Source organism: Pseudaeromonas sharmana, assembly GCF_042649925.1.
GTDB classification, from domain to species: Bacteria; Pseudomonadota; Gammaproteobacteria; order Enterobacterales; family Aeromonadaceae; genus Pseudaeromonas; species Pseudaeromonas sharmana.
This window is the reverse complement of the sequence record NZ_JBHSAF010000005.1, coordinates 68,535-82,588: the sequence shown is the minus strand read 5'-3', so window position 1 is coordinate 82,588 and position 14,054 is coordinate 68,535. Positions and strand designations below refer to the sequence as shown.

Below are 14,054 nucleotides of genomic sequence, written 5' to 3'. Positions count from 1 at the left end.
AAAAAAGCCCGACCAGGGGTCGGGCAATAAAGGACATCGACTCAAATCACTCAGGCTTTGCTAGCTACCGCGGCCACGCTCTTGTCGGCCGGCTTGAGCGCGGCATACAACAGACCGGTCACGGCCGTGCCGACGGCAATCGCCAGCAGGTACAGGAACACATGGTTGATGGCGTTCGGGATCAGCATGACGAACAGGCCACCGTGGGGCGCCATCAGGGTACAGCCCAGCCACATGGAGAGCGCACCGGTTACGGCCCCACCCAGCATGGTGGACGGAATCACGCGCATCGGATCACGGGCAGCGAACGGAATCGCCCCTTCGGAGATGAAGCACAGACCCAGAACGAACGAGGCCTTGCCGGCTTCACGCTCGGCTTCGGTGAACTTGTTGCGCGCGGCGAAAGTGGCCAGCCCCATCCCCAGCGCCGGTACCATGCCGGCAGCCATGACAGCGGCCATCGGAGCATAGGTCTGGGACGCCAGCAGGCCGACACCGAAGGTATATGCCGCCTTGTTGACCGGTCCGCCCAGATCGAAACACATCATGGCGCCGATCAGGATGCCCAGCAGAATGGCGTTGGCTGATCCCATGTCCTTCAAGAACTCGGTGAGACCATTCATCACAGCGGCAACCGGACCCCCGACGATATAGATCATGACCAGACCCGTCACCAGCGAAGCCGCCAATGGAATAATCAGGATCGGTTTCAACGCCTCCATGGTCTGCGGCAGCTTGACGTTTTGTGCCACCCATTTGGCGCTATAACCCGCCAGGAAACCGGCGACGATACCACCGAGGAAGCCCGCACCCAGCGAACTGGCCAGCATACCGCCGATCAGACCCGGTGCCAGGCCCGGACGGTCGGCAATCGAGAACGAGATGTAACCGGCCAGGATAGGCACCATCAAGGCAAACGCCGAGGCGCCACCAATCTTCATCAACGCTGCGGCCAGCGTGCCTTCCTGCTTGAACGCCTCGATACCGAAGATGAACGACAGCGCGATGCACAGACCACCGGCCACCACCAGCGGCAGCATGTGCGACACCCCGGTCATCAAGTGCTTGTAGACACCGGGCAGCTCTGCTTTACCGCTGGCCGCCGGAGCGGAGCCCGCTGCCGCTGCGCTCCATGGCTTGGCTTCGGCAAACGCCTTGTCCAGCTCTTGCGCCGTCTTCTTCAGTGCGGCGCCGGTACTGGTCTTGTATAACGGCTTGCCGGCAAAGCGCGCCAGATCGACTTCGATGTCGGCAGCGATGATCACCAGATCGGCCGCGGCAATCTCTTCGGCGGTCAGCGCATTCTTGGCACCCACGGAACCGCGGGTTTCAACCTTGACCCAGTGGCCGCGTTTCTTGGCTTCCTCTTCGATGGCTTCGGCTGCCATGAAGGTATGCGCCACGCCCGTTGGGCAGGCGGTGATGGCCACAATGCGTTTCTGGCTGGCAGCGGCCTGTGGTGCCTTGGCCACATGCTGGTACGGGGCGGCTTCGACACGTGCACGCTGTAGGAACCCGGCGGCATCCGGCAAGACAGCGGCAACCGCAGCCTGATACAGGGGTTTGCCGTTGAAGCGGGCCAGGTCGACGCCATCACCGACCACGACGATCATCTCGGCCAGTGCGATCTCTTCAGCCGTCAATGCCTGTACCGGACTGACCTTGCTATGGCACTCGATGCGGGCTTGCCAGCCCAGATCCTTGGCCGCCTTTTCCAACAGACCAGCAGCGATGACGCTGTTGGCAATGCCACTTGGGCATGTGGTAACAATCGCAACTCTCATCTGCGTTCCCTCAACGGATACGTGCAACTTGGATACTCGCCATCATGTCGGCAAGTTGTTTGTGATCGGCAATCCCGACCCCGATTTGTGTCACCGCCAGCGCCGAGACCGCCGATGCCAGACGCAGTGTCTGCTCCGGATCCCAGTGCTGGTTCAACCCCCAGGCAAAGCCGGCCACCATCGAATCACCGGCCCCCACGGTACTGACTACCTGCATGCGCGGCGGACAGGCCCGCCACCAGGTATCCCCGGCCAGCCACAAGACGCCGTCCGCGCCTCGCGAGACCACGACATGTTCAATCTGATAACGGGCCTGCAGCGCTTCGGCCGCGGCCATCAACGCCTCGCCATCCGCCAACGGCTCGCCAGCCCAGTCGGCCAGTTCATGCTCGTTGGGCTTGATCAGCCAGGGACGCGCCTCGAGACCGGCCGCAAGCGCCGCGCCACTGCTATCAAACAGTACGCGTTTGCCTGCCTCGCGCAGGGCGCCCAACCAGGTCTGCATCCGCTGCGGGCTGACACCACGCGGCAGACTGCCGGCCAGCACCACATAGTCAACGCCGTGACACAGCGTCAAAAGCTGCTGCTCGAAACGTTGCAGCTCAGGCTCGCCGACCTCCACACCGGGGAAGTTCAGATCCGTCACCCGACCATCCTGCTCAACCAGCTTGACGTTGATACGGGTCGCACCGGGCACGACCAGAAACGCATCCTCCAACGCCTGCTCCTGACACAGGGCATGGAATGGAGCCTGGTTCTCGGCGCCGAGGAAACCGCCAACCCGGACATGAGCCCCCAGATCTTTGAGGACGCGAGCCACATTGATGCCCTTACCCGCCGGGTGCAGATGACCGGCATTCATCAGATTGACGACACCGGGCTGCAGCAGATCCAGATGCCCGGTCAAATCCAACGCCGGATTCGGTGTCAGCGTCAGCAATGGGGCAGGGGAGTAATGACTCATTCTCCGGCTCCTTCACCGAGCCCGTCGGCGATAGCTTGACCAATCTTCTCCAGTGCCAGCGGAGCATCGCTGCCATCGGCGGTAAAGTGCAGGCGATGCCCCTGACGCACCCCGAGGCTGACCAGTTTCATCAGGCTCTTGGCGTTGACCGGCTTGGCATCGCCATCCAGGTTGGCCACCCAGATCTGGCTTTCGAATTCTTTGACCGTCTTGACCAGCATGGCGCTCGGGCGCGCATGCAGGCCATGCGGGTTGATGATGGTGAAGGTCGCCTCGTGCCCCGCCGGGGCAACAATTTGCGGTGCGGCCCCCAGCAAGGCGGGGATGGCCGCCAGCTCAGCACGCCACAAGGCCTCGATGCGTTGGCCGGCCAGGGCTTCGATCAGCGCACTCAGTACGGGTTGATGCTGGCTATCACACGCCGCGATCAGCACCATGCCCTGCACTGCTTGCCCTGCAATATCAAACGGTGCGGCACAGCGCACCAGCGCCACGGCTGTGCGACTGACATCCTCGGCGACACGGGCCAGCCACAATCCCTGCCCGGCATACAGCGGGTCTGTTGTGACTACGGAGTGCACGGCCGCGGCACCGATCGCGCCGGCATTGGCCAACAGACCGGCCGCGGCGGCCTGCAGGGTCAGCAGGTCGCGTGCCGGGAAGGCATCCAGCAGGGTACTGGCATCCAGCAACAGCGGTTGGGATTGTTGCTCACCATTCAACAACGCGGTCAGGGTCTCGACGGATGACGCCGCACGCAACTGCTCGGCGACGCTGTCATCGGACAGCACTCGGGTCAATTGACGCAAGATGCCGAGGTGCTCATCGGATTTAGCGGCAATGCCGATCACCACGTAAGCCTTTTGCCCTTCGGCCCATTCGACCCCGTCGGCGAAGTGCAGCACCTTGACGCCGGTCTGCCGAACCTGATCCCGGGTATCGGTGGTGCCATGGGGAATGGCGATACCGCTTCCCAGATAGGTGGCGGTTTGGGCTTCACGGCGCAGCATGCCGTCAACATAGCCGGCCGCGACCAACCCCGCCTCGGTCAGAGAGGCTGCCACCTGGCGAATGGCATCCTGCTTGTCGGTGGCCTTGGCCCCCAAACGCACATCTTGTTGTTGCAGCGTCAACATGGTGTATCACCTCGCTCAAATCACTTCGGGTTGCTCCCTTCCAGTTCAGTTATAGAACCGGGAAAGAGCTGGAGCCAACCGGGAAGCCTCGGTTTTTAGCGCCCCAAATCACAAATTAATCGTTTCAGCACCAATGCTGGATCGTTTCAGTGATATATTCAAGCTCGTCACGGCAAGGAGATTTCCTTATTATGACGCAGCGCACATTGTGAACAGGGCGCGACGTTAATCGCCTGCGGAGAAGCAAGATGAAACTAGAAGATGTGGCCCGTCTGGCCGGGGTATCCCGCACTACGGCCAGTTATGTCATCAATGGCAAGGCGGAGCAGCACCGTATCAGTCCCCAGACCTGCGAGCGGGTCATGGCGGTGGTACGGGAGCACAACTATCGACCGGATCAAGCCGCCGCCGCGCTACGCCTCGGTAGCACCCGCCTGATCGGCTTCATACTGCCGGATCTGGAAAACCAGAGTTACGCACGACTGGCCAAGCTGCTCGAAGCGCGCGCGCGGGAACAGGGGTTCCAGTTGATCATCACCTGTTCTGATGATGACCCTGCCACCGAGATGGCCTTGGCGGATATTCTGGTGGCGCGACGCATCGATGCACTGCTGGTCTCCAGCGTGCTGGAGGCGCAACACCCGTTTTATGTCGCCTTGCAAGCGCGGGGCACCCCGGTCATCGCCCTCGACCGGGCGCTGGATCCGGGCCATTTTGCCTCCGTCATCAGCGAGGATCTGCAAGGCGCACAACAGCTGACGGCATCGCTGCTAACGCCGGTACCCGCGACGATTGGTCTGCTCGGTGCCGTCCCCGAGATGGCCGTATCACGCCAGCGTGAGCAGGGCTTTCGCGCCGCACTGGCGGCCATGGCCCCCGAGTTGCAACCCGATTGTCGCTACGGCGCTCATTTCAGCCGCGATGTCGGTGCCGCTATCTGTCAGCAATGGCTGGATGAAGGCACGCTGCCGGAAGCGCTGGTGACCACCTCCTACGTGCTGCTGGAAGGGGTGCTGGATGTCCTGGCCGCCCATCCGCAGACATTGGCGTCGATGCGGCTGGCCACCTTTGGGGACAACCGGCTGCTCGATTTCCTGCCGGTACGGGTCAATGCCCTGCCCCAGCAATTCCCGCTGATCGCCGAGCAGGCCCTGGCGTTGACGCTGGCCGCCACGCAACACGACTATCGCCCGGGCATCCAGGTGGTGCCCCGCTTGTTGAAAGTGCGTAGTTAATCCCATGCCGGCTGCCGATCGTGGCCGGTGATAACCCGGGTGACGCTTGACCGTCACCAAGGAGACAGACATGAAAATTGCTCTCGCCAGCGATCACGCTGGCTTTGCATTAAAACGCGAGATCAGCGACCAGCTGAGCGCAATGGGTCATGAGGTACTGGATTTCGGTGCCTACGATGAGCAGGCCTGTGACCTGCCGGACAGCGTCTACCCGGCGGCCCAGGCCGTCAGTCAGGGGCTGGTGGAGCGCGGTATCTTTATCGATGGCGTCGGTTACGGCAGTGCACTGATTGCCAACAAGCTGCCGGGGGTCTTTGCCGCCGTCTGCCAGGATCCGTTCTGTGCCGGTCTGGCGCGTTCGCACACCGACAGCAACGTGCTCTGCCTTGGCGGCAAGTTGATTGGCTCGGCAATCGCTGCCGAGATCGTCCGCGTCTGGATGACCACATCGATGCTGACCGATGCCAAATACCAGCGCCGGGTCGACAAGGTCAAGGCGATCGATCGCAAACACAGAACTGTCGCAGCCGCCGACTAAAGAGCTCCGAACGACACATTTTCATGGTCGATTCCTCTGTGCACCTGCCGTTTCCCAGCTTGGGATTCAGCGCGAATTTCAGCCACCCCGGGTGGCTTTTTTGTGTCAGCTGACTCACATAAGCATCATTCGAGGCTTGTCGATCCATCGGTAATATCACTAGTTTTGCTCTCGCTGAAACGATTCATCTTGTGAAAAACACGATAACGGGAGACAAACATGATCAAACCTCTTACCTCTGCCATCCTGCTGGCGCTGGCCAGCTTCTCCACGCAGGCCGCCGAGTTCGTCCTCACCGATGCAGCCACTGGCCGCGACGTGGGCAACTGGCAAGTCAGCAGCAAGAGTCTGGGTATCGACGCGGCGACCCCATTCAGTATCGAAAAACGCCGTCTGCATGGCGGCAAGCAGGAGGGCGTCGATATTCTGGTGGTCAACAATGGCGTCATGGAGATCACCCTGGTGCCCACGCGCGGCATGGGCATCTACCAGGTGAAGAGCGGTGATCTGCGCCTCGGCTGGGACTCTCCGGTCAAGGAGATCGTCAATCCCGCCTTCATCGATCTGGAGAGCCGCAACGGCCTGGGCTGGCTGGATGGTTTCAACGAGATGATGGTGCGCTGCGGCTATGAATGGACCGGTCATCCGGGTGTCGATGAGAATGGTCAGCTGCTGAGCCTGCATGGTCGGGTGCAGAATACGCCAGCCTCCAGCGTCAAGGTGATCATCGACGACCAGGCACCGCACCGCATTCGCATTCTGGGCGAAGTCAGCGAACGTACCTTCAAGAAAGCGGAACTGGTCACGGCCACCGAGTTGAGCGTCGAACCAGGCAGCAACCGCTTCGAGCTACACGATGCGCTGACCAACCGCGCCGATTATGTCGATGAATATCAGATCATCTATCACAGCAACTTCGGGACGCCAATCCTCGAAGCCGGAGCCAAGTTTGTCACCGCCGCCAGCGAGATCTCACCGTTCAACGACTACGCCAGGAAGGGGCTGCACAGCTGGCAAACCTATCTGGCACCGACCAAGGATTTCGATGAGATGGTGTTCAACCTCAAGCCGAAGGGTGACGCGGAGGGCAACACGCTGGCGGTGTTGCACAACCAGGCCGGCAATGCCGGGGTCGCCGTCGGTTATAACATCCAGCAACTGCCAGTGCTGACGCTGTGGAAGAACACGGATACCAAGCAACAGGGCTATGTCACCGGCATCGAACCGGGCACCAGTTATGCCTACAACACCAAATACCAACGGCCGTTGGGGCTGGTACCGAAGATTCAGCCGGGTGAGACCAAGCATTTCGATCTCAGCTATACCCTGCTGCGCAACGCTGACGAGACCACCACGGCACTGTCCCAGGTCGCCAAGCTGCAAGGCAGTGACCCGGTACGGGAGGTCAAACAGCCGCAGGTCGATTTAAGCAAGAAATAGTCGTCACCGGGGCGCGGACGGCGCCCCGTCACGATTCCTGCTGGACGGATTTCATATGAAAACCTAGCAGGCTAGACTGGTATTCAGAGTCCGCCATGGAGCCAGCTATGCCCTTAACGTCCGCCCAGCATGGTTACTACCGCGTTGAGATGCGCCCACCCATGCTCATCGTCACCATCGCCGAGGGCATCAACCGTGAACTGGTAGAACAGTATCAGGACGAAGTAGCACAGCTGATTCCGCAATTGGCTGGTGCCCCCTGGGGAGTTTATCTGCGCATAGAAGGGGATGTTCTGATGACCCCGGAGGCCACCGCCGCACTGATCGAGACCACGCGCCAGCATGTGGCGCTCGGTCGCTGTGCTACCGCAATTCGCTTGATCCACCCCGGTGCCAGCGCCTTGCTGCACTCATTCTGGAGCAATATTTACCTGAGCTCGGGGATCCGCTGTCACTTCTGCGCTAGTGACAACGAGGCAGAACACTGGCTCAGCACGCAGATTAGCCATGCTGGCGAAGCCGCCGGCATCGATTCGATGGCCCGTTAACAACACAGGCCATGCAGGTAGCGAGCAAAGTCGCGGGTCGCCTCCAGATCCAGGCTACCATCGGCACGTTTGGTGGTTCTCAGGTACTGATACAGCGCCACCAGCAGTTTTAACGCTTTCTCGTTGGACAGGGGCGTATCCTCGTCCAGCTGTTCCAGTGCCAGCATCAACGCCTCCTCCAGCGCCGGCATGTCCACCACCTCGGCCTGGCGGTACTGAAAGCCCTGCCCCGTCGCCAGCCATTCCAGCGAACAATTGGCCTGCCGGGCGATCTGGTTAGCCCGCGACAGCGTCGGCTCACTGCCATTGAGATACTTGCGGATCATCGCCTCCGACAGGCCGACTCGCCGCGAAAACGCCGCAACACTCTCGTGGCCAATCAACAATCGCAGGCGATCGGCAAAGCTGTTTTCGGTTTCCGGCGCAGCACACGTCATGAAAAACTCCGTTCAAACGACAAATATCGAACTTTAGTGTTGATTTCTCGCACCATAGTACGAGAAGCTATCGGCTACGCTAGTGTAGCAAAGGAACCCTTCAGGAGAAGAGCATGACCCAATCATTTGTCTTGCAACGCACAGTGCCGACCAGCAGTCGCCTGGTCTTCGGCTGTATGGGTCTGGGTGGTAGTTGGGATGCCCAGCCAATTGGTGACCAGGAACGGCGGCATGCGGCCGCCGCAGTCGAAGCCGCCCTCGAGATTGGTATCACGCTGTTCGATCACGCTGATATCTATACCCTCGGCAAGGCAGAACAGGTCTTTGGCGAACTGCTGAAACAGGATCCGGGCCTGCGCGAGCGGTTGTTGCTGCAATCGAAATGCGGGATTCGCTTTGCCGATGGCAGCGGGCCGAAACGCTATGACCTGTCGCAGGACTATATCCTTGCCAGCGTCGACGGCATCCTGCAACGCCTCGGCACCGAGTATCTGGATGTGCTGCTGCTGCACCGCCCCGACCCGCTGATGGAGGCCGAGGAGATTGCCGAAGCCTGGCTCAAACTGAAAGCCAGCGGCAAGGTACGTCAGCTGGGGGTCTCGAACATGCACAGCGGCCAGATGGCGCTGCTGCAACAGACACTGCCGGATCCGCTGGTTGCCAACCAGCTGGAAATGAGCCTGCTCAAGCACGACTGGATCGAAAACGGCACCTGCTTCAATGACGATCAAGGCAAGGGCAGCCGGGTTTGGAGCGATACGCTGCAGTATTGCCAGCAACATGGTGTGCAGCTGCAAGCCTGGGGTGCCCTGGCTCGTGGCTGGTATAGTGGCGCCGCGCCTCAGGATGCACCGGCCGCCGTACACGCCACCGCAGCCCTGGTCCAACAACTGGCCGCCCAACATCAGGTCGCCGCCGAAAGCCTGCTGCTCGCCTGGCTGTTGCGTCATCCGGCCGGTATCCAGCCAGTGATCGGGACGGCACACCCGGGCCGCATTCGTGCCTGCGCCGACGCCCTCAAGGTAGTGCTGAGTCGTGAAGAGTGGTACCAGCTGTATGTCTCCGCCCGCGGCCAGGAACTGCCATGATGCTCTGTCCATTACGCCTGCAGCCATTGCTGCAGGCTCTGCTGCAGCAACAACAGACAAGCGGTGCGCCTATCTCTCTGGCACTCACTGACAGCCACGGCGAACTGCTGCACTTCACGCGCATGGCGGGCGCCAGCCTGCACAGTGGCGAGCTAGCACGCAACAAGGCCTATACCGCAGCCCGCGATCGACAGTCCACGCGCGATCTGGGTGCCTGGAGCCGCAACTCGGGACGCACGCTGCCCTACTGGAGCGATGCCCGTTTCACCGGCTTTGCCGGTGGCGTGCCGCTCTGGCATGAGGGAGCCGTGGTGGCCGCCGTCGGCATCAGTGGTCTGAGCGAAGAGGAAGATCATCGCCTGGCCACCGAGCTGACCCATGCCCTGGGTCAGCACCTCATCAGCAACGGAGACCTCAACCGTGGAATATCGTGATTTTGGCAGCACCGGATTACGAGTCTCGGTGCTGGGATTGGGCGCAGGCCAGATCGGCGACGCTCGCCTCGATGAGACGGAAGTGGCCCGACTGCTGCATTTTGCCGTCGATCAGGGCATCACAATCTTCGACACCGCCCGCGGCTATGGCCTCTCCGAGGAGCGCCTTGGCCGACATCTTGGCCACCAGCGTCAGCAGCTGGTGATCTCCACCAAGGTGGGATATGACATGGCCGGTCACGCCGACTGGAGCCCGGGCTGCATCCGGGCCGGCGTCGACTCGGCCCTGCAGCGCCTGCAGACCGACTATCTGGACATAGTCCATCTCCACTCCTGCTCGCTGGCCGTGTTGCAGCAGGGCGATGCCATCCGGGCGCTGCAAGAGGCACAACAGGCTGGAAAAATCCGGGTCATCGCCTATTCCGGTGAGAACGACGAGCTGGCCTGGGCGGTGAATTCCGGTTTGTTCGGCAGTGTCGAGCATTCGCTAAGCCTGTGCGATCAGCGCGTCATCCAGCAGACCTTGCCCCAGGCCGGCGCCGCCGGGCTCGGGGTGATCGCCAAGCGTCCGGTCGCCAACGCGCCCTGGCGTTTTGCCGCCTGCCCGGTTGGGGAGTATGCCGAAGAGTACTGGTGGCGCTGGGATACCATGCGCCAGCGGGATCCGGACCTGCTACCACCCGGCCTGGAGTGGCAGGAGCTGGCCCTGCGTTTCAGCGCCTATACCCCGGGAGTGAGCAGCATCATAGTGGGAACCGCCAACCCGGCTCACCTGCAGCACAACGTGAGCTTGCTGAACGGCCCGCTGCCGGATGACGAATATCGCCGCCTGCGCGAAGCCTTCCACCGCCAGGATCCGGGCTGGTGGGTAGGGCAAGTCTGATCCGGCATCCACTCTGCGGTTATCCGCGACGGGGAGGGCATCACACACGCCGTGCCGCCTCCCCGAAACACCGCGGCCGGCACGACCCCTGATATGCATCGGCTCTGGGGGCTATGATGACATGCGGTTAGCGCTCATCCAGCTCCAACTTCTGAAGCTGATCGAGGCGAATTGCCAACGGTGGCGTTCCTGCCGCACATGACAGCAGCAGCCACTCGCTCTTGTCGGCGCGGGTTTCAACATCCAGAATCCGCCCGCGATGTCGGGTGTGATCGTTGAGCGTCACGGTTATCTCCCGGCGTTGCAGAGTCGCCAACTCCAGGCGCTCGATCAGCGCGCAGCCGACTGGTTGATACTCACTCATGACGTCCCTCCCGCGACGAGTCCGGAGTCGGGGACAAGGTGGCATTCAGCAAGAACACCACTTCGCCCCGATAGTTCGGCTGGCTGGCAAACTGCCGCTGCCAGCGCAAGTCCCAGTCACCATGCTGTACCAATCCAAGGCGAAATGGCAACGTCAAATGCCGCAAGGCCGGCAGATAGGCTTGATAGTTGGCAACGGTGTGGCGACCACGGTACGTCTGCACCACCAGTTCATCGACGACCCCGTGCAAACCGTTCAGTGTCCTGATATCGCCATTGGCCCCCCAGTCGAGCAGGCCTGTGATACTGAGCTGACAATCGGCCGGCAGTTGCCGGCGCAGGGCGCGCAAGAAATCGGCATAGCCGGCCAGTGCTGGCGTCGCGGCATCGAAATCAATCTGGATCCCGCTCACCTGATTGCCCTGTGCCTGCCATGCCGCGCGCTGGCGCAGCAGATCACGCACCACAGTTGGCGACCAGTCGAGCGTCGACACCCGGTAACTAAGCCACAGCTCCGGCACCCGCAGGGGCGATGGCGGCACGCCTTGTGGCTGGAGCCGGGTACGGTTGCCACTGCGGCTAATCTCACCCTGCAGCAGGTAGATCCGCTTGGCCTGCGCCAGGACAGGCTGTGGCCGCACGCCCCCCCACAGCCAGAAATGATGGTATGTGCTGGCGTCAACCTGTACCGGTTGCCCGGCTGGCGGCAAGCTGCCCGTCCAGCCCATGGCCAGTAGCGCCAGGCCGGCGACCACAATACCAGCACTCACATACCTGCCTCTCACCAGTAGTACTTCTGCTGCTGAGCCCACGGCGATTGCGCATACTGCTTCTTCAGCGTCAGGAACCAGCGCTTGCGCTCCTCTTTCGGGATCTCCTCGCTACCACAATGGTTGTAACCGCTGGTGGCAAAGCAGTTGACGGCGCGGTACAACGCATAGCTGCGCTCCTCCTGCGGGGCCTTGGCATCGGCGATCACCTGCCGATAGAGTGCCAGCCGCCCCTGCGCCGCACCGGCGAACGGATCGGCGGCGCCGCCGAGCAGGCTAGCCTCGGGTTTGCTGCCAAGCGGAGATAGATCCCAACCCTGACGGTAGATAAACTCGCCCAGGCAATTGCGCGCCTGCGCCGTCGGCTGCCTGGCCAGCGTGGCCACGCTGTCGGCCAATGCCGGGCAGGCATACCCCTCCTCGCTGTGGGCGCCCTGGCTGAACGGTGCCAGGTCGAACGGCGTCGAGCCGAGCGCCGGCTGCAACAGCGCCCGATCGGTGACGAAATCACGATACTGGCCATGCAGCAGATCCTTGTACAGCAGGGTAAACAGCGCCGTGTTGCGCAACTCGGTCGGCAGCTGCCCGTTCTGCGCCACCTGACGCAACAACGGCGCCGGCGCCGAGAAGCGCAGCAACAGATCGCGCAGCGCCGGCCGCGTCACCGGGCTGTCGGCGGCGAACAGCTGGGCCACCTTGCCGGCGCGCTCCAGCGTCAGCGCCTGCGCCAGCTCGATCAACTGCTGCTGCAGGGCATCGGGCTTGGCTGCGGCCAACTGCTGCCAGTGCGCCTCGGCCGGTGTCCATTGCTGAGTCGCCATCAACGCCATTCCTCGCAACATCTGCCGGCTGAATGTCAGCAGATCCAGTGACTGACCCGCCGACAGCGGCGCAATGGCGGCCACGGCGGCATAGTCCCTGGCCACATAGTAACGTTGCGCCCATTGCAGATAGTCAAACCAGGCGGCCGGCGTCAACGCCGCCTGCTGGGTGGCCAGCTCCTCGGCGGTCAACGGCTGCCAGCGGGTCTCGTATTCCGCGTGCGGACGCAGCCGGCGCAGATCCTGCACCAACAGCAGACGCGGATCGCCACTGCCCTTGCCGTCACTCAGCAGCTTGAGATCGATCTCGTTCCACAGCGTCATATCCTGCGGGGCGGCGAGCGCCTGCTGGTAGTCAGCCGTCAACTGTTCACCATCACCAGCCAGCCAATGCACGCGGCGATAGAGCCCCCTGGCCGAAGCGGCATATTGTCCCTGGGGATAGGCCGCCAGATAGCGATCCAGCGCCTGGGCGGCCTCGCTGGCCTGCAGCGCATCCACCTTGCCCGGATCGAAGAAGCCGTACTCATCCAGCGCATTGGCCTGGGCGGCATTGATCGCCACCCGGGCCAGCATATACAGCGCCGTCTGCTGCGGCCAGGCGTTGCCCTGCTGACTCAGCGCGGCAAAACGGGTCTGCGCCTCGGAAAAGTCCCCCAGATAGAAAGCGCGGGCGGCCAACAGATAATCGCGATACGGCGCCGCCGCGGGCGAGGCCGGCAGCGCGGCATAGTCTGGCAGCCCGTCCGCCTGGCACTGCCCGAGCAACACCAGACGCGCCTCGGCCAGCGCGCGCGCCTCCTCCGCGCTCAGCCCCGCCTGTGGCAGCGCCTGCAGGAAGGCACTGGCCGCCGCCGGACGATTCAACGCACAACGCCCCTCCAGCCAGCCCTCGGCCCGCTGTTGTGCCGCCTGCAGCACGGCCGGGTTGACCCCGAGCGCCGTCGCCTGGGTCAGCCAGTCCGTGCTGTCGACGACCGGCTCCGGCGGAGCCAAATCGCTGACCGCAAACGGCACAGCCAGCGGCGTTGTCTTGCCGGCTTGGTCGCTCACGGTGGCCAAGGTCGCCAATCCCTGCTCGCCAGCCAGCAAGGCCAGTGTAATGCGGGTGTCGTTATCCGGAGACAGGAACGGCAGTCCGGTCAGCCCGCATTGCTCAGCTTGCAGCTGTAATGTCAGCGGTGGCGAACAGTCGATATCGGCGCACGCCAACGCCGGTGCGGAACAGGCCAGCAGAACCACGCCGGCCAGCGGCCGGTAAGCAAACGCATTCATCGTGTCTCTCCAGAACAATGATGTTGTCATTTGAATCGAGTTGCTGGGGATTATGCCGTCCTGCAACGCAGGCGGCCACCCCGACCTGCGCAAATCGTCGCCGCGCACCGCTTTTCGGCGGCAGCGGGATTACACGGAAAAAGCACGGTGAAATTGCGAGGATTATTAAGCGAAATTTAATCATCCCGGAGCGCCGACCCTGGCGGCCAGAAATGACAAGCCCGGCCGTGTTGGGCCGGGCTCGGGGACACACTCCTCAGGTAAATCTAGGTGTTGTCGCTCAAAAAGACACCGAGAAGTAGTTGTAGCCAGTATGGATCATTTATCCGGGCTTAGCG

14 protein-coding genes are annotated in these 14,054 nt (G+C 62.2%); 7 read left to right on the top strand and 7 right to left on the bottom strand.

All coding sequences use genetic code 11. The features are described 5' to 3' along the window. Window positions 1-50: 50 nt before the first annotated feature. The 3 genes from fruA to fruB are packed head-to-tail and all read right to left on the bottom strand — an operon-like array spanning window position 51 to window position 3,884. Entirely contained in the window at window positions 51-1,784 is a 1,734-nt protein-coding gene (fruA, locus tag ACFOSS_RS06330; protein WP_377151317.1) for a PTS fructose transporter subunit IIBC, read from the bottom strand. A 10-nt stretch (window positions 1,785-1,794) separates the two neighbouring features. After that, window positions 1,795-2,748, bottom strand: coding sequence for a 1-phosphofructokinase (gene pfkB, locus ACFOSS_RS06325; RefSeq protein WP_377151316.1), 954 nt, complete (start codon window positions 2,746-2,748; stop codon window positions 1,795-1,797). Continuing rightward, on the bottom strand, window positions 2,745-3,884 hold the full coding sequence (gene fruB / locus ACFOSS_RS06320) for a fused PTS fructose transporter subunit IIA/HPr protein (RefSeq protein ID WP_377151315.1): 1,140 nt from the start codon (window positions 3,882-3,884) through the stop codon (window positions 2,745-2,747). The genes pfkB and fruB overlap by 4 nt, the downstream gene beginning before the upstream one ends. Before the next feature lie 248 nt (window positions 3,885-4,132). On the opposite strand from fruB, the gene cra reads away from it, so the two are divergent. From cra to ACFOSS_RS06300, 4 genes are all read left to right on the top strand, one after another. Then, on the top strand, window positions 4,133-5,119 hold the full coding sequence (gene cra, locus ACFOSS_RS06315) for a catabolite repressor/activator (RefSeq protein WP_377151314.1): 987 nt from the start codon (window positions 4,133-4,135) through the stop codon (window positions 5,117-5,119). A 70-nt stretch (window positions 5,120-5,189) separates the two neighbouring features. Beyond that, entirely contained in the window at window positions 5,190-5,657 is a 468-nt protein-coding gene (locus ACFOSS_RS06310) for an RpiB/LacA/LacB family sugar-phosphate isomerase (RefSeq protein ID WP_377151313.1), read from the top strand. 219 nt (window positions 5,658-5,876) lie between these two features. Continuing rightward, the gene (locus tag ACFOSS_RS06305) at window positions 5,877-7,097 is read left to right on the top strand and encodes an aldose 1-epimerase family protein (RefSeq protein ID WP_377151312.1); all 1,221 of its coding nucleotides are present in this window, start codon (window positions 5,877-5,879) and stop codon (window positions 7,095-7,097) included. A gap of 107 nt (window positions 7,098-7,204) precedes the next feature. Further along, window positions 7,205-7,645 carry a hypothetical protein gene (locus ACFOSS_RS06300; RefSeq protein WP_377151311.1) on the top strand — a complete coding sequence of 147 codons (441 nt, stop codon included), beginning with the start codon at window positions 7,205-7,207 and terminating at the stop codon, window positions 7,643-7,645. Here the strand turns inward: ACFOSS_RS06300 and ACFOSS_RS06295 are convergent. Beyond that, window positions 7,642-8,082, bottom strand: a complete 441-nt coding sequence (locus ACFOSS_RS06295) for a helix-turn-helix domain-containing protein (RefSeq protein ID WP_377151310.1) — start codon at window positions 8,080-8,082, stop codon at window positions 7,642-7,644. The two genes, ACFOSS_RS06300 and ACFOSS_RS06295, sit on opposite strands and share 4 nt — an antisense overlap. A 113-nt stretch (window positions 8,083-8,195) precedes the next feature. On the opposite strand from ACFOSS_RS06295, the gene ACFOSS_RS06290 reads away from it, so the two are divergent. The 3 genes from ACFOSS_RS06290 to ACFOSS_RS06280 are packed head-to-tail and all read left to right on the top strand — an operon-like array spanning window position 8,196 to window position 10,487. Further along, window positions 8,196-9,170, top strand: a complete 975-nt coding sequence (locus ACFOSS_RS06290; protein WP_377151309.1) for an aldo/keto reductase — start codon at window positions 8,196-8,198, stop codon at window positions 9,168-9,170. Next, window positions 9,167-9,604 (top strand): GlcG/HbpS family heme-binding protein, encoded by a 438-nt coding sequence (locus tag ACFOSS_RS06285; protein WP_377151308.1) that lies wholly within the window; start codon window positions 9,167-9,169, stop codon window positions 9,602-9,604. The genes ACFOSS_RS06290 and ACFOSS_RS06285 overlap by 4 nt, the downstream gene beginning before the upstream one ends. Then, window positions 9,591-10,487, top strand: a complete 897-nt coding sequence (locus tag ACFOSS_RS06280) for an aldo/keto reductase (protein WP_377151307.1) — start codon at window positions 9,591-9,593, stop codon at window positions 10,485-10,487. Before ACFOSS_RS06285 ends, ACFOSS_RS06280 begins: the two co-directional genes overlap by 14 nt. Before the next feature lie 127 nt (window positions 10,488-10,614). On the opposite strand, the gene ACFOSS_RS06275 is transcribed toward ACFOSS_RS06280, so the two are convergent. From ACFOSS_RS06275 to ACFOSS_RS06265, 3 genes are read right to left on the bottom strand one after another with little or no spacing between them, the layout of a single operon-like run. Then, window positions 10,615-10,851, bottom strand: a complete 237-nt coding sequence (locus ACFOSS_RS06275; RefSeq protein WP_377151306.1) for a Rho-binding antiterminator — start codon at window positions 10,849-10,851, stop codon at window positions 10,615-10,617. Next, window positions 10,844-11,662, bottom strand: a complete 819-nt coding sequence (locus ACFOSS_RS06270) for a DUF3142 domain-containing protein (protein WP_377151305.1) — start codon at window positions 11,660-11,662, stop codon at window positions 10,844-10,846. The genes ACFOSS_RS06275 and ACFOSS_RS06270 overlap by 8 nt, the downstream gene beginning before the upstream one ends. After that, window positions 11,632-13,716, bottom strand: coding sequence for a hypothetical protein (locus ACFOSS_RS06265; protein ID WP_377151304.1), 2,085 nt, complete (start codon window positions 13,714-13,716; stop codon window positions 11,632-11,634). Before ACFOSS_RS06265 ends, ACFOSS_RS06270 begins: the two co-directional genes overlap by 31 nt. Window positions 13,717-14,054: the final 338 nt, after the last annotated feature.

Excerpts from the sequence above, each read along its gene's own strand:
- ACFOSS_RS06305 (WP_377151312.1), top strand. The coding sequence starts at position 5,877 with ATGATCAAACCTCTTACCTCTGCCATCCTGCTGGCGCTGGCCAGCTTC.
- fruA (WP_377151317.1), bottom strand. The coding sequence starts at position 1,784 with ATGAGAGTTGCGATTGTTACCACATGCCCAAGTGGCATTGCCAACAGC.
- ACFOSS_RS06285 (WP_377151308.1), top strand. The coding sequence starts at position 9,167 with ATGATGCTCTGTCCATTACGCCTGCAGCCATTGCTGCAGGCTCTGCTG.
- fruB (WP_377151315.1), bottom strand. The coding sequence starts at position 3,884 with ATGTTGACGCTGCAACAACAAGATGTGCGTTTGGGGGCCAAGGCCACC.
- ACFOSS_RS06310 (WP_377151313.1), top strand. The coding sequence starts at position 5,190 with ATGAAAATTGCTCTCGCCAGCGATCACGCTGGCTTTGCATTAAAACGC.
- cra (WP_377151314.1), top strand. The coding sequence starts at position 4,133 with ATGAAACTAGAAGATGTGGCCCGTCTGGCCGGGGTATCCCGCACTACG.
- ACFOSS_RS06300 (WP_377151311.1), top strand. The coding sequence starts at position 7,205 with ATGCCCTTAACGTCCGCCCAGCATGGTTACTACCGCGTTGAGATGCGC.
- ACFOSS_RS06265 (WP_377151304.1), bottom strand. The coding sequence starts at position 13,716 with ATGAATGCGTTTGCTTACCGGCCGCTGGCCGGCGTGGTTCTGCTGGCC.
- pfkB (WP_377151316.1), bottom strand. The coding sequence starts at position 2,748 with ATGAGTCATTACTCCCCTGCCCCATTGCTGACGCTGACACCGAATCCG.
- ACFOSS_RS06295 (WP_377151310.1), bottom strand. The coding sequence starts at position 8,082 with ATGACGTGTGCTGCGCCGGAAACCGAAAACAGCTTTGCCGATCGCCTG.
- ACFOSS_RS06290 (WP_377151309.1), top strand. The coding sequence starts at position 8,196 with ATGACCCAATCATTTGTCTTGCAACGCACAGTGCCGACCAGCAGTCGC.
- ACFOSS_RS06275 (WP_377151306.1), bottom strand. The coding sequence starts at position 10,851 with ATGAGTGAGTATCAACCAGTCGGCTGCGCGCTGATCGAGCGCCTGGAG.